Annotated in this window: 15 protein-coding genes; 8 read left to right on the top strand and 7 right to left on the bottom strand. The window is 64.8% G+C overall.

Annotated elements, in window-relative coordinates; all coding sequences use genetic code 11:
* Positions 1 to 1,209 (bottom strand): aminopeptidase 1 (locus tag K9L28_03815; GenBank protein MCF7935450.1); only part of this gene is annotated, 1,209 nt, incomplete at its 3' end.
* Positions 1,210 to 1,541: 332 nt separating this feature from the next.
* On the opposite strand from K9L28_03815, the gene K9L28_03810 reads away from it, so the two are divergent.
* Both K9L28_03810 and K9L28_03805 read left to right on the top strand, forming a co-directional pair.
* A complete protein-coding gene (locus tag K9L28_03810; GenBank protein MCF7935449.1) occupies positions 1,542 to 2,393 on the top strand; it encodes an alpha/beta fold hydrolase in 852 nt (283 codons plus the stop codon).
* A 312-nt stretch (positions 2,394 to 2,705) separates the two neighbouring features.
* The gene (locus K9L28_03805) at positions 2,706 to 3,128 is read left to right on the top strand and encodes an Rrf2 family transcriptional regulator (GenBank protein MCF7935448.1); all 423 of its coding nucleotides are present in this window, start codon (positions 2,706 to 2,708) and stop codon (positions 3,126 to 3,128) included.
* A gap of 97 nt (positions 3,129 to 3,225) precedes the next feature.
* Here the strand turns inward: K9L28_03805 and K9L28_03800 are convergent, their stop codons facing one another.
* Complete coding sequence (locus tag K9L28_03800) at positions 3,226 to 3,519, bottom strand: DNA-binding transcriptional regulator (GenBank protein ID MCF7935447.1); 294 nt, start codon at positions 3,517 to 3,519, stop codon at positions 3,226 to 3,228.
* 483 nt (positions 3,520 to 4,002) lie between these two features.
* Between K9L28_03800 and K9L28_03795 the strand changes: the two genes are divergently transcribed.
* The 4 genes from K9L28_03795 (at position 4,003) to K9L28_03780 (ending at position 8,949) form a co-directional block, all read left to right on the top strand.
* Entirely contained in the window at positions 4,003 to 4,842 is an 840-nt protein-coding gene (locus tag K9L28_03795; GenBank protein ID MCF7935446.1) for a 4Fe-4S dicluster domain-containing protein, read from the top strand.
* Between the two features lie 207 nt (positions 4,843 to 5,049).
* Positions 5,050 to 5,871, top strand: a complete 822-nt coding sequence (locus tag K9L28_03790) for a hypothetical protein (GenBank protein MCF7935445.1) — start codon at positions 5,050 to 5,052, stop codon at positions 5,869 to 5,871.
* 82 nt (positions 5,872 to 5,953) lie between these two features.
* Positions 5,954 to 7,696 (top strand): SYNERG-CTERM sorting domain-containing protein, encoded by a 1,743-nt coding sequence (locus K9L28_03785; protein MCF7935444.1) that lies wholly within the window; start codon positions 5,954 to 5,956, stop codon positions 7,694 to 7,696.
* Between the two features lie 113 nt (positions 7,697 to 7,809).
* The gene (locus tag K9L28_03780) at positions 7,810 to 8,949 is read left to right on the top strand and encodes a YibE/F family protein (protein MCF7935443.1); all 1,140 of its coding nucleotides are present in this window, start codon (positions 7,810 to 7,812) and stop codon (positions 8,947 to 8,949) included.
* Positions 8,950 to 9,435: 486 nt separating this feature from the next.
* Here the strand turns inward: K9L28_03780 and K9L28_03775 are convergent, their stop codons facing one another.
* The 5 genes from K9L28_03775 to K9L28_03755 are packed head-to-tail and all read right to left on the bottom strand — an operon-like array spanning position 9,436 to position 14,706.
* Positions 9,436 to 10,758 carry a TRAP transporter large permease gene (locus K9L28_03775; protein MCF7935442.1) on the bottom strand — a complete coding sequence of 441 codons (1,323 nt, stop codon included), beginning with the start codon at positions 10,756 to 10,758 and terminating at the stop codon, positions 9,436 to 9,438.
* Complete coding sequence (locus K9L28_03770) at positions 10,755 to 11,234, bottom strand: TRAP transporter small permease (GenBank protein ID MCF7935441.1); 480 nt, start codon at positions 11,232 to 11,234, stop codon at positions 10,755 to 10,757. Before K9L28_03770 ends, K9L28_03775 begins: the two co-directional genes overlap by 4 nt.
* Before the next feature lie 54 nt (positions 11,235 to 11,288).
* On the bottom strand, positions 11,289 to 12,344 hold the full coding sequence (gene dctP, locus K9L28_03765; protein MCF7935440.1) for a TRAP transporter substrate-binding protein DctP: 1,056 nt from the start codon (positions 12,342 to 12,344) through the stop codon (positions 11,289 to 11,291).
* The gene (locus tag K9L28_03760; GenBank protein MCF7935439.1) at positions 12,341 to 13,573 is read right to left on the bottom strand and encodes an amidohydrolase; all 1,233 of its coding nucleotides are present in this window, start codon (positions 13,571 to 13,573) and stop codon (positions 12,341 to 12,343) included. Before K9L28_03760 ends, dctP begins: the two co-directional genes overlap by 4 nt.
* 14 nt (positions 13,574 to 13,587) lie before the next feature.
* The gene (locus K9L28_03755; GenBank protein ID MCF7935438.1) at positions 13,588 to 14,706 is read right to left on the bottom strand and encodes a hypothetical protein; all 1,119 of its coding nucleotides are present in this window, start codon (positions 14,704 to 14,706) and stop codon (positions 13,588 to 13,590) included.
* A 137-nt stretch (positions 14,707 to 14,843) separates the two neighbouring features.
* Here K9L28_03755 and K9L28_03750 point away from each other — a divergent pair, with 137 nt between their 5' ends.
* The gene (locus K9L28_03750) at positions 14,844 to 15,596 is read left to right on the top strand and encodes an IclR family transcriptional regulator (protein MCF7935437.1); all 753 of its coding nucleotides are present in this window, start codon (positions 14,844 to 14,846) and stop codon (positions 15,594 to 15,596) included.
* A 220-nt stretch (positions 15,597 to 15,816) separates the two neighbouring features.
* Positions 15,817 to 16,389, top strand: coding sequence for a YqhA family protein (locus K9L28_03745; protein MCF7935436.1), 573 nt, complete (start codon positions 15,817 to 15,819; stop codon positions 16,387 to 16,389).
* The last annotated feature ends 6 nt before the right edge of the window (positions 16,390 to 16,395 follow it).

The raw sequence follows: 16,395 nt of genomic DNA, 5'->3' as shown, positions 1-16,395 counted from the left end.
CTCCCTGTCGAAGCGGCGCTGCACGCGGCTGACGAAGGCCCCGTCGGCCTCGCTGGCCCCGCCTTTTCCCCGGCCGCCGGAGTACTTCATCAACGCGATTCCGCCGCCGCAGAGCGGTGCCTGCCGGGGGTCGAAGACCTCCTTGTACATCGGGTTGGAGGCCTCCGTCACATCGGTGCTCAGCGCCTCGGAACGGCTGAGACAGCGTTTGAGCGTCCGCTGGTCCGTGGGCCGTTTCAGGTGGTGGAGCAGCTCCAGAAGGAACTCCTCCAGCAGCGGGCTCTGGGCCGAGGCGAGGCCCTCGCTCCCGATCTCCTCCCTGTCGAAGGCCAGATAGACCGCTGTGGGTGCGGCGCCCTGCAAATCGGTGAAGGCCCGGTAGGAGAGGTAGGCGCAGGCGCGGTCGTCGATGCCGTAGGAGCTGACCATGCCCCTGTCCAGCCCTGCGTCGCGGGCCTGGCCCGCCGGCACGAGACAGAGATCGGCGCTGGGGAAGTCGCGCTCCGAGAGGTTCCACTTGGCGTCGAGATACTGGAGGATCTGCCGTTTCACCGCATCCTTCTCGCTGTCCTTCCCCTTGAGCGGTCGGTTCCCGGCCACGGCGTCGAGGTGTTCGCCGAGCACCGTCTCCGAGGCCTTGCGTTTGTCCATCTCCCGGTCCAGATGGGGTGCCAGGTCGGGCAGCAGAAAGACCGGCTCTCCCTCATCCTCGCCGATCACTAGATCCTGCGAAGGGTGTCCCGGCGGATGGATCCGTCCGTGGAGCGCCAGAGGGACATTGGTCCACTGGTACTGCTTGATCCCCCCGTAGTAGACGCAGTCCAGCATGGCCAGCCCCGACTCCTCGTAGAGGGGCTGCGGCTTGATGTCGATCCGCGGCGAGTCGATGTGGGAGCCGATGATGCGTACGCCCTCCTCGGGGCGGGCGGAGCCGATCCGTGCGGCGGCGAAGGCCCTTCCTTTCCAGTTCAGAAAGACGCGGTCGCCGGCCCTCAGGCCTTCCGCCTCCTCCACGGGGATCCCTCCCCGCGAACGCAGATCCTCCTCCAGCCAGCCCGTTGCCTCCCGTTCGGTCTTGCAGAGCGAGAGAAAACCTTTGAGATCCTCGTTGATCCCTTCCAGTCGGTTGTCGTCGCTGTACCGGCGCCAGGCCCTGTACAGCGATGTCTCGGTTGTGGATTCTTCCGGCATCGTGCAGCCCCTTTCCATGTAGAGTACGCGCAGGTACCTCTTGCCTTCCGGCCTGCGCTCCGTGATTGTCAGTGCGGCGGCGAAGCCCTAAGATGAGCAAAACAAACTTCTCGGTCGCCGAAGGGTGGCCTTCTGCATATTGTACAGCAACATCCCCGGGGACGAGGGGGCGGGTTTCGAGCGTCTCCGGACGGCCTGTTGCCGAGCCGGCCTCGTGGAGGCTGCAGATCGGATGCTGCGGGCGGCGGGGCGCTGAAATGGAAGGGATTTATTTGTTATACTATTCGTGATCGTGTCCGTGGTATACGATTTCAGGCTGTCGTCCTCGACAGAACGAAGGAGGTCCATACATGGAAGACAGAGAGGACTGGCTCACCGCCGACCCGAAGGAGCGCGACGAGGCGTATCCCATGGATGTGGTCCCCTGCCCCTTTGAAAGCAACGGCGTGACCGTGCCCGGAACGTTCTATCTCGCCGCCGGGGCGGGGCCCCATCCGACGGCGCTTCTGCTCCACGGCTTCCCCGGCTACGAACGGAACCTCGATCTCGCCCACGCCCTCTGCCGGGGGGGCGTCAACGTGCTCTATTTCCACTACCGCGGCAGCTGGGGGACCGGAGGGAGCTTCTCCCTCTCCCACTGCGCCGAGGATGTCCGGGCGGCACGGCGCTTCCTTCTGGAACCCGGCGCGCCCTGGGCTCACCGGATCGACACCGACCGGCTTTTCCCCGTGGGCCACAGCATGGGGGGGTTCCTCAGTCTCCTGGTGGGGAGCGAACCGGATCTCTTCCCGGCTGCGGCCGGCATCACCCCCGCCAACTTCGGCGTACTGGGCAGGAGGGCCCGGGAGGACGCCGCGTTCCGGGCCTCCTATCTGGGGTTTATCGAGGACAAGCTGCTTCCTCTGCATGGGACGGATGCGCCGACATTGCTCCGGGAGATCATGGACAATGCGGATGCCTGGGATCTGGTGGAGCGTGCCCGGGGCGCCCGGGAGGGGGCCTTCTTTCTCTGCGGCGGACGCAGGGATGAGATCTGCCCCTTTGCGGGGCATCACGAACCGCTCGCCGCGGCGCTTCTGGCCAACCCGGAGGTGGCCCTCGAGGAGCATGTCTTCGACGACGGACACACCCTGATCCATTCGCGGGTCGGGCTGGCCCGACTGCTGGTCTCCTGGGTGTGTGACGGGATAGCGTGGCAGTGAAATGCCTGTCGGCTGTCTGGAGAACGTGATATAATCAATACAATCAGAGGATAACCGACCGGGCCTGGCCGGTGGCATCGGGAATGGTGCGGGACAGGCCGGTGTGCCGATAAACGCACCTTTTGTTGCCTGAATAGCTGATACCTGTCCGCATGGGTGTTGCGCCTTGGTGAAAAATTGTGTACAATCAAGACGTTTGGTTTATGGCATTTGATAGAAAAGAACCCTAAATGGTGGAGGGTGGATGCCGGAAAAGAGCCTGAAACGCGGGGTTGGGCAAGACGAACGAGAATGAGTTGGGAGGGTACAGGCATGTCGAGAATCGTAAATCTATCCGAAGCAGCATCGCTGGGGATCCACGCCATGGTCTACCTTGCGCATTCCGGAGAGGATCTGGTGAAGCGCGAGGCTCTGGCCGAAGCGATCGGATGCTCCTTCCCCCACATGGAGAAGGTGCTGAAGCTTCTGATCAGTGCCAATCTGATCAAGACCTTCCGCGGGCCCAGGGGTGGTCTCTCGCTGAACCAGGACCCCGGTGAGATCTCGCTGAAGCAGGTCTACGAGGCCATCGAGGGACCGTTGAACCCGACGGAATGCTCCATCCGCGGCTGTCCCTTCGATTTCTGCGAACTGGCCCGTATCCTGGACGAGCTCTCCGAGGAGGCCAGCAAACGGTTTGCCAGTATCTCCATCGCCGATATGGCGGAAAACATCTTTACCGAGACCTCTTCGTAGCGGTTTTGAGGCCGGTTCCGCTCCGTCGGAGCACGGCAAGGCGAAATCCCCGGGGGATCCCCGGGGATTTCGTGCGCCCTTACGGTCAGAACCTGGGTCAGGCGTTCTCCGCCAGGCGGTCGAGGACGACCTTGTACCCGTCGGCCCCGTAGTCGAGGCACTTTTTCACCCGACTGATGGTTGCCGTGCTGGCGCCGGTCTCCTTGGCGATGGTGGCGTAGTTGTGGCTCTCCCGCAGCATCCGCGCTACCTCCAGGCGCTGTGCAAGCGCCTTGATCTCCCCGATCGTCGCCACGTCGGAGAGGAACTGGTAGGCTTCGTCCACGTTTTCCAGGCTCAACATCGCCTTGCAGAGCTGGTCGGTCAGTGCGTCTTTCCATTTTTCAGCCATTCTATCATCTCCCATAAACGAAAGCTCAATTGACCGCAGAGCATGGTAGCACATCTCTCCCCCGACTACAATGTACTGTTGCGAAATCAAAGGAATGCGGCGCTACACACCGTTCCCCAAGACATGGGAAGATACGACATTACCCATAGGCCACCGTTCCTCAAAACATGGACAAACATGACATTGCCCACACGTCACCCGAACGGTACTGGTGACGGTTCACGTGCGGGAATCGCACCTGCAATGGACGGCAGGGTCTCCGCCATCGGGGTCTTCCCGGGCCCCGGACGGCGAACCCCGCAGGGAGGCTGTGGACAAAGCAACGGGGGGAGGTGTGCGGCCGCGTCTTCGCGGTGCTGCGAACCGGAGCGCGTTCCCTGTCTCCGCTCTGCATTCGGCGGCGAGATGCGGCTTGACATACCCATGAGGGGTATAGTAGGATCCTTCTCATAGAGAGTACGTCTCTGTGAGGGGGTATGTGGAATGGCTTCCAAAGGCCAGCTTGATCTCAAGACCTGGAAGGGCATCAGAAGCGTGCTGCAGGCGCAGCTGGTGATCGCTTTCATCGTCGCCGTGTTTATCATGAAGCAGTGGTGGTTCTGCGTTCTGATGATCGCCATCGGCGGTCTGCTCTCCATGTTCCGCGGCAAGATATGGTGCGGTATGCTCTGTCCCAACGGCGGGTTCATCGATCTGCTGTGGAGCAGAATCTCCCTGCAGCTTGTGCCCTTTCCGCGGTGGCTCAACAAGGGGCGGGTGCTGCAGGGCCTCTTTCTGGCGGGGATGCTCGCCTACTTCGGGTGGATCGTCTGGCTGGTGAATATCCACAAAGGGATGCCCGTCGCCTTTGCCTCCTACGAGGCCCACGGGATCCTCTTTCTGCGGTTCTGTCAGTTCATGCTCGCCCTGGCGGCCGTGATGGCGCTGATCTTCGAGCCCCGGTCCTTCTGCGCCCATGTCTGCCCCGGCGGGACGCTGGGTTCCATCATGGCCATCGCCAGGAAGAAGAGCCCTGTGGTGATGGATACCGAGAAGTGCATCGGCTGCGGCAAATGCAAGACCGTCTGCGACCTCGACGAGCGGCTTCTGGACCCCATGATCGCCCGGGCGAAGGAGCTTAAGGAAGAGGGTGGGAGTGAGACCCTGAGCGTCTCTCCGGAATGCTACGGCTGCATGGACTGTGTGGCCATATGCCCCACCGGCGCGCTGCGGATCGAGACCGTCAGGAACCCCACCATGGCGAGCTGCAAAACCTGTCCGGCGGTCTCCGCGGCCCGGGAGCTGGACGCGCAGCAGGAGGAGCCCGAAGAGAAGACGGCGTAGACCCTGCGCGCCGAGTCCATCGTGATCACCGCGGCAGACGGCGGAACCCATGCCGTCTGCCGCGTCTTTGTTGTGTCTCTTGCTCCTTTCTCCGGATTCGATAAAAATCCTTCCAGTTTCTGTTCTTCCCTCCGCCCATCTGTGCTATGATTTTGCCAGTTGAAGCATTACGCTGAGCAACCACCCTCAAAGAAAGGAGGCAAATCTATGCTTGGATGGAAAAAAACGCGAAGCAAGTGGCTTGTGGTGATGGTTGGTCTTTTTGTGTGTGCGGTGTTGGCAGGGTGTCCGGAGGAGGCCAGAGCCGTGGAGTCGAAAGGCACCTTCGGCCAGAGCGCCGGCGAGAACCGCCAGTCCTTCCAGTGGGGCGAGTGGATCAACCTGCACGGCAGCCTCTGGGGGCGGCGGATCATCCCCGCTTTTGCGACCAGGGGACGGATGACGGTGGTGGCGCTGGACGGCTATGTCTACGCCAGAGCGGTGGTCCCCGATGTCACCTGGAGACGCACCGCGGTCCCCAAGTGGTTCCCTGCGCCGGGCCGTCCCATGGACGGCGGCGCGAATCTCTTCAGTTCCGGCAGCGCCGAAGGGATGCCCGAGGGACTGGTCTTTTCCTGGGAGTCCTGGCGCCGTTACGGCGGTGTCTGGGCCCGTCGGCTGGTACCCGCCGGACCGAGGCGTCTGGGCAGCGTGCTGCTGGTGGACGAAGAGGGCAAATGCTACCGCAAGGTGGTGGCCCCCGACACGCCGCTGAAGGCCGTGAGCGCACCGCGCTGGTTCCCCGGCCTGCCCGAAGGGCGCCGTTTCGCCGCCTGTCTGGCGCCGGACCAGCAGGGGAAGCACCGCCACGGCGACGGCGGTCTGGAGATCCGGCAGGGCGTCTGGTACCGGCGGGTGATCCCGCCCTGCAGCGCCCCCGGCGACTATCTCTACTACCGGGACAAGGACGGCGAATGGTTCCGTTCGGCGCCTGTTGACGGCGCCGAGATGGAAGGCATCGACGCACCGGAGTGGTACAGCGGATCGTGATTCCATGCTGTGGGCAGTCTCCCCGGCACGATCGGCAGCCGGGGTATCAATCTACGTAGAGAGTGGAAAGGGAGTGGAGAGGATGCAGCAGAGCACCAACAGGTATGCCCGGTGGACCGGGCTGATTGCGATGGCCGTCCTTCTTGCGGTGGCGGCGGGAGCGCCGGCGGGGGCGGCGGAGCTGCAGTCGGCGCCGCTGAACCCCGACTTCGAGGCCTATCGGGAGCAGGTGCAGGAGGCGAAGCGGACCGGGCAGATCCTGGAGCCGCGGGGGTATGTCCCCCATCCGGTGGATTTCTCCCATCTGGCGGGGAAGTCCTTTGTCCCACGGAGCGCCCGCAAGCAGGTCAACACAGCCCCGGCCCAGTACGACCTCCGTTCGCTGGGAGAGGTCTCTCCCGTCAAAGACCAGAACCCCTATGGTCTGTGCTGGACCTTCGCCGCCCAGGCCTCCATCGAGTCCTCCATGCTGAAACAGGGCATGGGTGCGGCGGACTACTCGGAGTGGCAGCTGGGGTACCAGGCCTTCAACGGTTCCCCGGCCTTTGACTGCGGCGGAGACTGGCGGAATGCAGGCGGCGACGACTGGATAGCTGCCGCTACCCTGGCGCGCTGGGACGCACCGGTCCTGGAGAGCGCCGTCCCCTACGGCGGCGCCGACCCCACGGGGAGCGAGACGATCCGGAAGCATCTACAGAACGCCTACTATCTCCATCTGGATCCCGCTTCGCCGATGATGCCCAGGTACCCCGCCATCGACATCGAGAACGCCAAATATGCGCTGATGAACTACGGCGCCATCAGCATCGGTGTCTATTCGACCGCCATGGGTGACGCCACGGTCTGGGACAGCGCCACCAGCTCCTTCTACTACCAGGGCAACGGCATCTCCGACCACGCCGTGAACATCGTCGGCTGGGACGACAGCTACGCGGCGAGCAACTTCGCCACCACGCCCCCCGACGACGGCGCCTGGATCGTCCGCAACAGCTGGGGCGCAGGCTGGGGCGTCAGCGGCTATTTCTACGTCTCCTACTACAGCAAGGGGATCGACAGCGGCGTCGCCTACGCCGTGGAGGACGCAACCAACTACGACTACAACTACCAGTACGACCCGCTGGGGCTGGTCGATACCTTCGGATACAGCTCGGAAACGGCCTGGTTCGCCAATGTCTTCCAGGCCGGAACGGGCAAGGAGGCTGCCGGCGGCAAAGGGGCGGCCGGCGAACAGATCAAGGCCGTCTCCTTCTACTGCAACAGCGCCTCCACGTCCAACCCGGCGAGCTACAACATCTATGTCTACACCGATCTCCCGGCGAGCCCCGGCAACCCCATCAACGGGACACTGCGGGAGGTGACCGGCGGGACACTGGGCCGCACGGGGTACGTCACCGTTCCGCTCGGCAACGCCGTCTATGTCGCCGGCGGCGAGAACTTCTCCATCGTGGTGGAGCTCACCACGCCGGGGTACACCTACCCCATTGCTGTGGAACGCCCGATCACCGGTTACACCAGCAACGCCACGGCGTCGGCGGGGCAGAGCTACGTCTCGTTGGATGGGACAACCTGGACGGATCTGACGACCGAGATCCCTAACGCCAATGTCTGCCTCAAGGCCTTCACCGACAGCCATTCGGGCCCCACGCCGACGCCCGCACCCACGGTGGCGCCGACGTCCGGCCCGACGGCTGCCCCGACCGCGACACCTACAGGTGTGGTGCCCACAGGCAGTGCCGACGGCGGCGGGGGAGGCTGCTCCGTTGGGTTTGCGGCGCCGGCTGTCTTCGCGCTCCTGCTTCTGCCTCTGGTCCTGCTCAGGCGGTAGCGCCGGTCTGTTCTCCAGTGCGCCGATGTAGTGTATACTGAGAACATCAACCTGTTCGTGACGGCACCGGGGGAGTCGCTCTCCCGGTGCCCTGTCATGCCGGGGAAAGGGATGTGGATGACGTGCGAAACCTGGGGGTCATTGTCCTGGTCGCTCTTTTTACGGTACTCGTCGGCTACGCCGCCGGCCTGGTGACCGAGGCGGTCTTCATCGCCCGGTGGGACCGGGACGACGCCTGGCTGGTCCGGCTGCACCGGGTTTCGGCGCCCAGGGAGCAGAGGGAGTCCCGGGGGGAGTGGGCCACGGTGACCCGGAACATGGAGGTGACGGTGCTCGCCGGCGAGGGCAAAGGCGGTGAGCGCACCGTGGAGGTGGAGCATCTCAAGGAGAGCCGCCTCCGGATGGAGCCGGGGAAGCTCTACGTGCTCTCCACCAACCGCTTCGAGGACGGGACGGTGGTCTACTTCCTCTCCGACCGTTTCCGTCTGCCCGAGGTGATCGGCTTCCTGGTGGCCGTGGCCGTCTTTCTCTGTCTTGCAGCCGGCGGGAGCGGTGTCCGGGCCCTGCTGGGGCTGCTGCTCTCCCTGGGACTGCTGGCCGGCTGGGGCCTCCCCGCCATGCTCGCCGGCACGCCCCCGGTGCTGGTGGCCCTTCTCTCTGTCGCCGCCATCGCGGCGCTGACCATTGTGGTGGTGCTCCGGCGGCGCCGCTGCTGGGTCGTGGCCTTCGCCGGGGCGGTGGGGGGTGCCGTAGGGGCCTTCCTGGTGGGGTGGTTCACCGTGGCCTTCTGGCAGCTCAACGGTCTCGGCTCCCAGGAGGGGGCGCTGCTGGCCGGCACGCTCCCGGCGCTCTCCATGCGGGGGGTGCTGCTCGCCTCGGTGATCATCGGCGCCATCGGGGCCGTTCTGGACGTGGCCATCTCCATCACCTCGGCCATGTCGGAGCTCGCCGCCTACGACGAGCAGATCCCCGGGGGCCGGCTCTTCCAGGCGGGAATGAATGTGGGGCGCGATGTCCTGGGCAGCATGATCAACACGCTGATCCTCGCCTACTTCGGCAGCTCCCTGGTGGTGGCGCTTCTGATCGCCGCCTCGGGGACCGGCTTCTTCTCGCTGCTCAACGATCCCATGATCGCCCAGGAGCTCTGCCGCGGCGTGGCCGGAACGGTGGGTCTTCTTTCCACCATCCCGCTCACCTCCTTCGCCGGGATGCTGCTTCTGTCAGGGGAAAGGGAGCCGGACAGCCGCGCTTGACCGCTGCGGCAGTGTCCGGAGAACGAATGCCCCCGGGGTTTGTCGCACCCTGGGGGCATTGTTGTGGTTGCATACATTTGCATTTTGCTGTTGGAGCGCGTATACTACGGCAAACGTAACAATGGGGTAAAAAAGATTCCAACAGAGCAATGACATCGAAAGGGGGGCGGAGGAATGCAGCCATTGCCGGCGGAACTCCAGCTTGTGCGGGAACGTTTGCTCCGGCGGTGCCGTCTCTGCGGCCGCTGCGTGGCCCTCTGCCCTGCTGTCCGCAGCGGCCCGCTGCGGGATGTGCCGCCGGTGGAGGTGCAGCGCCATGTCCTGGCCTTCCTCCGGGGCGGTCCCGCGTCGTCGGTGGTCCGGATGCGGGCCGAGGCCTGCATGTGGTGCTACGGCTGCACCGCCGGTGTCTGTCCCCGGGGCATCGATCCCATGGGGGTCATCGAATTGCTCCAGGCTCTTCTTGCCGAAGGGGAGACCGCCCCACTACATGAGCCCCGGGAGGAAGAGCGAGATCCGGGGGAAGAGCACCAGCAGCAGCAGAACGAAGAGTTCGCAGAGCACAAAGGGCCAGGCGCCGGAGAAGACCTCTTCCAGTGTCGTGCCTTCACCGGCGACGCCCTTCAGCGTATAGACGTTCAATCCCACCGGCGGGGTGATGGCGGCGATCTCCCCCAGCTTGATGATGATCACGCCGAACCAGATCGGATCGTAGCCCAGCGAGGTGATGACGGGGAAGAAGATCGGCAGCGTGAGCGCCATGATCCCCGTGGGGATGACGATCATCCCCAGGAGGAACCAGATCAGCAGGATGCCGGCGAGGATGAGAAAGGGCGGCAGACTGGCCGCCGAGACCATCTCGGAGAAGGTGGTGGGTACCCTGGTGAGCGCCAGGAACCTCCCGAAAAAGAGGGCGCCCACCATGATGAGAAAGACCATCGAGGTGGTGCGGGCCGAGTCCCGCATGGCCTCCCGGAACTGCGCGAACCGCCGGATTTTGCCCTGCGCCGCCCCGAGAATCAAAGCCAGCGCGGCGCCGATGGCCGCCGCCTCGGTGGGTGTGAAGAGCCCCGTGTAGATCCCGCCCAGAACGATCGCCGCGATGAGGCCGATGGACCACATCTTCCCCAGTGAGGCCGCCCTGGTGGGGGCCTGGCGCTTCTCCCCGGTTTCGGGGGGCAGCTGCGGCGCCAGCTCGGGCCTGCGGAGGACGCGAAGGATGATGACCGCCGAGAAGGTGACGGCGGTCAGGACACCGGGGAGGATCCCGGCGATGAAGAGCTTGCCCACCGACTGTCCCGTGATGATGGCGTAGACGATGAACCCCGCACTTGGGGGGATCATGGCCGCAAAGCCCCCCGCCGCTGCGATGCTGCCCAGGGCGAAGGACTTGTTGTACCGGTAGCGGAGCATCTCGGGGAGGACGATCTTGCCGAAGAGGGCCGCCGTGGCCAGCGAGGAGCCCGAGACGGCACCGAAGGCGGCGCAGCCGAAGGTGGTGGCGATGGCCAGCGAACCCGGCAGGCGGGCGGCGAGGTCGTGGATGCCTTCGTAGGCCTTTTCGGCGAATCCCCCCTGGGCGGCGAAGGCCCCCATGAGGATAAAGAGCGGCAGCGCGCAGAATGTCGGCGAGGCGATGGTGTAGTAGAGCGCTTCGCCGAGAAAGCCCGATGCCGCCTGGAAGCCGATGAGCAGGGCGAGACCGGAGAAGCCCACCAGGAAGAAGTTGATGGCGATAGGGATGCCCGTCACCAGGAGCGCCAGCATGACGGCGATCCCGCCGAGGCCTACGGTCACCGGTTCCATCATTCCCCTTCCCCCTCTCCGGAGCGGTTGCTCTGGCTTCCCAGGGCTGTCTGCACGAGGTAGAGGACAAGCCCCGCCAGGATGACCGTCTTGACGGGCGCCACGGGCAGCGGCACCGTGCCGGCCACCGCTTCCCCGGTGGACCAGGCTGTCCGGGCGCTCTGCGCCGCCGAGTAGACCAGGATGGCGAGCACCATGGTCGAGAGGGTGCGGGTGCAGAGCGACAGTCTCCTCCGCCACCGCTCCGACAGCCTGGTCAGAAGGATCTCCACCCGGACGTGCCCATGCCGTTCCTCACAGTGGGAGAGCCCCAGATAGACCGTGGCCACCAGTGCGAAGACGGCCAGCTCGCTGACCCCCTGGAGGGGCTTGAAAAAGAGTCTGGCTGCAATGTCGGAAAGAAGCAGTACCATGATGACGGTCACCAGCCATCCGCTGCTCTCGGCGAGTATCCGGTTGATGCTGTGGACAATGCGCACGGTGGTCCTCCTTTCCCTGTTGAGGGCGGCCCCGGGGACCGCCCTCAACCCTCTCTAGTTCTCCTGCCGACGCTCCTCGGCGATGATGGTTGCCATCTGTTCCAGAACCTCCTCCGGGTCTGGGATGCCTCTTTTCGCCGCATCGGCGGCCCACTCCTCCCGGAAGCCCTCCCAGACGGGGAGCGTTTCGAAACGCCTGATGTCCTCCCGGCTTGCCGCCGTGACCGTACAGCCCTCGTCCTTCATGGCGGCGACGATGTGGTCCCATTCCTCTTCGTAGAGGCGGGAGAAGCGTTCCACAATGGCCTCGTCGGCTTCGAGCATGGCCGACTGGAGCTCCTCAGGCAGACTCTTCCAGCGCTTCAGGTTGATGCAGCTGAAGATCGGCATGGGCACCCAGAGCGCCTTGGCGGTGAGGATATGCGGCGCCGGTTCGTAGAGCTTGGTGGCGAATATGCCGTCGTAGTTGGTGAACACGCCGTCAATGGTTCCCGTCTGCAGCGCCATGTAGCAGTCGCTCCAGGGGATCGACACCGGCGAGGCGTCCAGGGCTTCCAGCGCCGCCAGGTAGTGCTTGCTGGAGGACCGTATCTGCTGCCCTTCGAAGTCCTCCAGCCCCGTGACGGGGTCGACGGAACAGAGCGCCATGGGGAGCATCTGACGCATGTAGAGCACCCTCTGGTTCCAGGAGGCCATCTCCTCCCTGAATGCCGGGATTTCCTGCAGACAGCGCTCCATCGCCCGATGGGCCCCCTCGAAACCCACCGGGCCCACGGGGAAGAGCGAGAGGGCGTTGTGGACGAAGAGCTGCTTCGGATAGTAGGCGGGGAGCACGTATCCCATGTCCACCAGACCCGTTTTGATGCCGTTGAGGATCTCCTTCCCCTTGAGGAGCGAACCGCTCCAGTAGACCTCGATGGTGACCCGGCCGTCGGTGGCCTTCTCGATCTCCTCCTTGACGATCTTCACGTACTCGCCGCCCAGGCCCGCCGGCGGACCGGATTCCGCGTAGCGCAGCACGATCGGTCCGGCCTGGGATGCAGCCGGAAGAGCCAGGACAGCCAGAGTCAGGCAAAACAGCGCAAGCGAGACAACAACACCGCGTTTCATTGGGGAACCTCCTTTTTCTTCTCCTCTGTACCGTCCGTGGACGGTAACGCACCGCTTTCGATGGCGAGATAGGCTTCCCAGGCGCTGAGGAGGGGAAGCATCTCCTCGTCCAGTTCCATCTTCGGGCTGTGGAGCCCGTACTCCCCGCCGCAGCCGATCATGGCGAAGCAGGCGGGCACCGCCCCGGCCAGGTAGCTGAAATCCTCGGACCCCGTGAAGGGGGTCTCCTTTTCGATGACCTGGTCCTTCCCCCAGAACGCTTCAGCCAGCCGGAGCACCGCCGTCGTCAGTCCCTCGTCCTGCTGCAGGCAGGGATAGCCTCTCCGTACGCTGCAGGTGCCGGTGCATCCCCGGGCGGCGCTGATCTCCTCCGCCGTCTCCGCCAGCAGCCGGTGGACCTCCTGCTGGACCCCGGGCGAGAAGGTGCGGATCGAGCCCGCCAGGGTCGCCTCCTGGGGGATGACGTTTTCCGCCTCTCCGGCGGCGACCCGGCCGATGGAGACGACAGCCTGGTCGAAGGGGTCCAGCCTCCGGGAGGGGATGGCGTAGACGGCGTGGATCAGGTCGGCCAGCACCGGCAGCGGATCCAGGGTGTACTGGGGGAGCGAGGCGTGGCCGCCCCTCCCGGTGATGGAGATCTCGAAGCGGTCGCTGGCGGCGGTCATGATGCCCTTCCTGGTGACGAAGCTCCCCTTCGGGAAGCCCGGGCCGGTCCAGAGATGGTGCCCGAAGAGGAAATCCATGGGGAAATCCCTGAAGAGGCCCTCCCGGACCAGCCGTTTGGCCCCGCCCGCTCCCTCCTCGGCCGGCTGGAAGAGGAGGCAGACCGTTCCCCTGACGTGCTCCCGGTGATCGGCAAGGATACGGGCCGCGCCGAGCAGCGACGCCACGTGGCCGTCGTGGCCGCAGGCGTGCATGATACCCGGTTCGGACGACGCGAAGGACAGGCCTGTCTCCTCGGTGAGCGGCAGGGCGTCCATATCGGCCCGCAGCCCCCGCGAAGGCCCCTCCGCGGCGCCCCGCAGGATGCCCAGGACACCGGTGCCGGCCAGTCCGCGGACGACCTCGAAACCGGCTTCATCGAGTGTCCGGGCGGCCAGGTCGGCCGTCTTCCGTTCCTCGAAGGCGAGCTCCGGATGGCGGTGGATGGTTCTCCGCAGGCCGATGATGTCATCGGCTATTGCCGCCCCATGGGCGCGCAGCTCTGCGGGATCGACCCTCTGGTCCACGGCGGTCTCCCTTCTCAGTCCTCTCCGTTCCAGGAGAGGAGATCCTCCCGTACCGTACCGCCGAGGCCCGGCGCGGTCGGCACGGCTACGGTTCCCTGTCCGACTTCCAGGGGTTCCGCCAGCGCATCCCGTTCGTAGAGCGGGGCGGCGATCTGATCGTTGTCGTGCCGCATCGTCGGGGCCGAGGCGGCGAAGTGGATGTTGGCCAGCGACGCGTAGCCGCTTTCCAGATTGCAGCCCGCCACGGTGGTGAGCCCGGCCGCCTCGGCGAGGGCCGCGATCTGGGAGGCCCGGTGGAGTCCCCCCACCTTGGCCACCTTGATGTTCAGGATGTCCGCCGCGCCCTCCCGGATCACCTTGAGTCCCTCCTGCAGGGAGGCGCAGCTCTCGTCGGCCATGATCGCCACAGAGCTGTGCTCCCTGATGAACCGCATTCCCTCCAGATTCCACCGGGGGACGGGCTGTTCGAGGCATTCCAGTCCGAATTCCTCCGTGGCCTCCAGAAAACGGAGGCTCTCGGGGACGGTGAACCCCTGGTTGCCGTCCGCCCGCAGCCTGAGCCCCTTGCCGTACTCCCGGCGCAAAGCCCGGAGGATCCCCTGTTCCCGTTCCGGGTCGTGCCCGACCTTGATCTTCAGCGTGCCGTACCCCTTGGCGAGGGCGGCCCGCGCCTCCTCCAGCGCCGACGATTCGTCCTGCAGCCCCAGCACCCAGGCCTGGGGCACCCGACTCCGCAGAGGGCCGCGGAGCAATCGGGAGACAGAGACCCCCATCATCTTGCCCGCGGCGTCGTGCAGCGCCAGATCGACGGCTGTCTTGGCCGCGTAGTTCCCGTGGATGGCCCTGTCCATACGCTGGTGTGCCAGGGCGATCCGGGCGGCGTTGATCCCCGTGAGGGCTTCCCTGAAGTGGTGCTGGATCACCTGTTCCGCCGTGAAGGCGCTCTCTCCCATAAACGATGGCGAGGGGGAGATCTCCCCGATACCCCGTACACCGCCGGCTGTGGTGATCCGGACGAAGAGATGGGGCCGGGACTGCTCCGCGTAGAGTGACGTGGCCCAGGTCTTCCTGAAGGCCATGGGGATCACCGCTGTTTCAATGGACACAATCGCTTCCTCTTCCAGTGGACTCACCTCCTTGTTTTCCTATTACATACTCCGGTTTCCTGTTCGGTACGTTTGTTGTAGCATGGAGACGTCGCGCTGTCAAGAAAAAGTATCCTCCAGAAGGCAAGGAGGTTGTACAATCACGTGAGCCGGAGGTGTGGCCAATGAACGCGACGGAGAAAACGCTGTGGATTCTCAAACGACTGGCGGAACCACCCTACTCGATGACCCTGACGGAGCTGGCGGAAGAGCTGGGGCTGGCCCGCAGCGGCCTCTACAAGACACTGACCCAGATGGCGGAGGAGCAGTTTCTCCTCCGCCATCCCGATACGAAACGGTACAGCCTCGGCCCCGTCCTCTTCCGCCTCGGCAATCTCTACAAGAGCCGCGAGCGGCTCTGGGACGTGGCGGTGCCGGTGATGGAGCGTCTCCGGGAAGAGACCGGCGAGTCGGTGGCGCTGGGGATACTGGAAGGGGCCTATGTGGTACTGGTGGATATCGTGGAAAGCAGCCAGGACCTCCGGGTTTCCGGGCGGGCGGGGCGGAAGTACCCTCTCAACCTCGGGGCGCTGGGGAAGGTGGCCGGGGCCTTTCTGCCGGAGGAACGCCGGGATGCGCTTCTGCGGGATTTCTCGCTGACGGCGTCCACCCCCTATTCCATCGCCGATCCCGGGGCGCTCCGCCGGGAGTACGCGGCGATACGGGCCAGAGGCTATGCGCTGAGCAGCGAGGAGAGCACCCTCGGTTCCTGCGGGATCGCGGCGCCTGTCTTCGACGAGTCGGGGCGGTTCAAGGCGAGTCTGGCGCTGGGTGTCCCCGCCGTCCGTTTTGCTGCGGAACTGAGAGAGCCCTGGGCGGAGAGGGTGGTGGAGGCGGCGCGGATGATCTCCCGGCAGCTCGGGTTTCAGGGGGCGTAGCCGCGGGTTGCAGTTCCCGCCGATGGGGACGGTCTTCGTCGCGGAGCCCGCCGTCTGACGTGTCCTCCCGAGGGAGACCCACCGCGGAGACACGTCCCGAGGAAAAGCTGTTCCTGTTTCGGCGGGGCTGCGTTCCGATGATGGTACAATTGCCCGGCACGCCGGCGGTTTCCCCGCCGACCTGCGTGCCCCAGCCGATTGATGAATGGAGGATGGAACGGTGGAGGAGCCGAGCGCCGGCGAACAGCTCGATACGGAACATCAGAAACACTGCGAACAGTTGATGGACAAACGCCCCTGGGAGCGCTGTTTCGAACGCCTTCTCTGGGGGACCCGGTATATGGTGGTCTTTGCGGTGATCTTCAGCATCATCAGTGCCATGGCTCTCTTTTTCAAGGGGAGCCTGGAGATCGCCGACGCCATCGTCTACCTGGCGACGCATCTGGGCCATGGCGAGGTGGTCCACGAGCGGCTGATCATCCAGATCATCGGCGCCGTGGACATGTATCTCATCGGCGTGATCCTGCTCATCGTCAGCTTCGGTCTCTACGAGCTCTTCATCTCCCAGATCGATGTGGCCCGCCTGGGCGACAGCATCGCCATCCTGGACATCCACTCTCTGGACGAGCTGAAGAGCCGGATCATCAAGGTGGTGGTGATGGTGCTGATCGTCACCTTCTTCCAGCGGGCCCTGGCCATGCGGTACAACTCGCCTACCGACATGCTCTATCTGGCGATCTCCATACTGTCCATCTCCATCGGCACCTATTTTATGAACAAGAACGAACGATAGCCATGC

The sequence above is a fragment of the Synergistales bacterium genome (assembly GCA_021736445.1).
Lineage (GTDB): Bacteria > Synergistota > Synergistia > Synergistales > Aminiphilaceae > JAIPGA01.
The sequence above is the reverse complement of the archived record's forward strand: the minus strand, read 5'-3'. Positions and strand labels throughout refer to the sequence as shown.

What these genes read in the sequence shown, in the direction of transcription:
- K9L28_03810 (MCF7935449.1), top strand. Translation starts at nt 1,542, where the DNA reads ATGGAAGACAGAGAGGACTGGCTCACCGCCGACCCGAAGGAGCGCGAC.
- K9L28_03795 (MCF7935446.1), top strand. Translation starts at nt 4,003, where the DNA reads ATGGCTTCCAAAGGCCAGCTTGATCTCAAGACCTGGAAGGGCATCAGA.
- K9L28_03785 (MCF7935444.1), top strand. Translation starts at nt 5,954, where the DNA reads ATGCAGCAGAGCACCAACAGGTATGCCCGGTGGACCGGGCTGATTGCG.
- dctP (MCF7935440.1), bottom strand. Translation starts at nt 12,344, where the DNA reads ATGAAACGCGGTGTTGTTGTCTCGCTTGCGCTGTTTTGCCTGACTCTG.
- K9L28_03790 (MCF7935445.1), top strand. Translation starts at nt 5,050, where the DNA reads ATGCTTGGATGGAAAAAAACGCGAAGCAAGTGGCTTGTGGTGATGGTT.
- K9L28_03800 (MCF7935447.1), bottom strand. Translation starts at nt 3,519, where the DNA reads ATGGCTGAAAAATGGAAAGACGCACTGACCGACCAGCTCTGCAAGGCG.
- K9L28_03750 (MCF7935437.1), top strand. Translation starts at nt 14,844, where the DNA reads ATGAACGCGACGGAGAAAACGCTGTGGATTCTCAAACGACTGGCGGAA.
- K9L28_03805 (MCF7935448.1), top strand. Translation starts at nt 2,706, where the DNA reads ATGTCGAGAATCGTAAATCTATCCGAAGCAGCATCGCTGGGGATCCAC.
- K9L28_03775 (MCF7935442.1), bottom strand. Translation starts at nt 10,758, where the DNA reads ATGATGGAACCGGTGACCGTAGGCCTCGGCGGGATCGCCGTCATGCTG.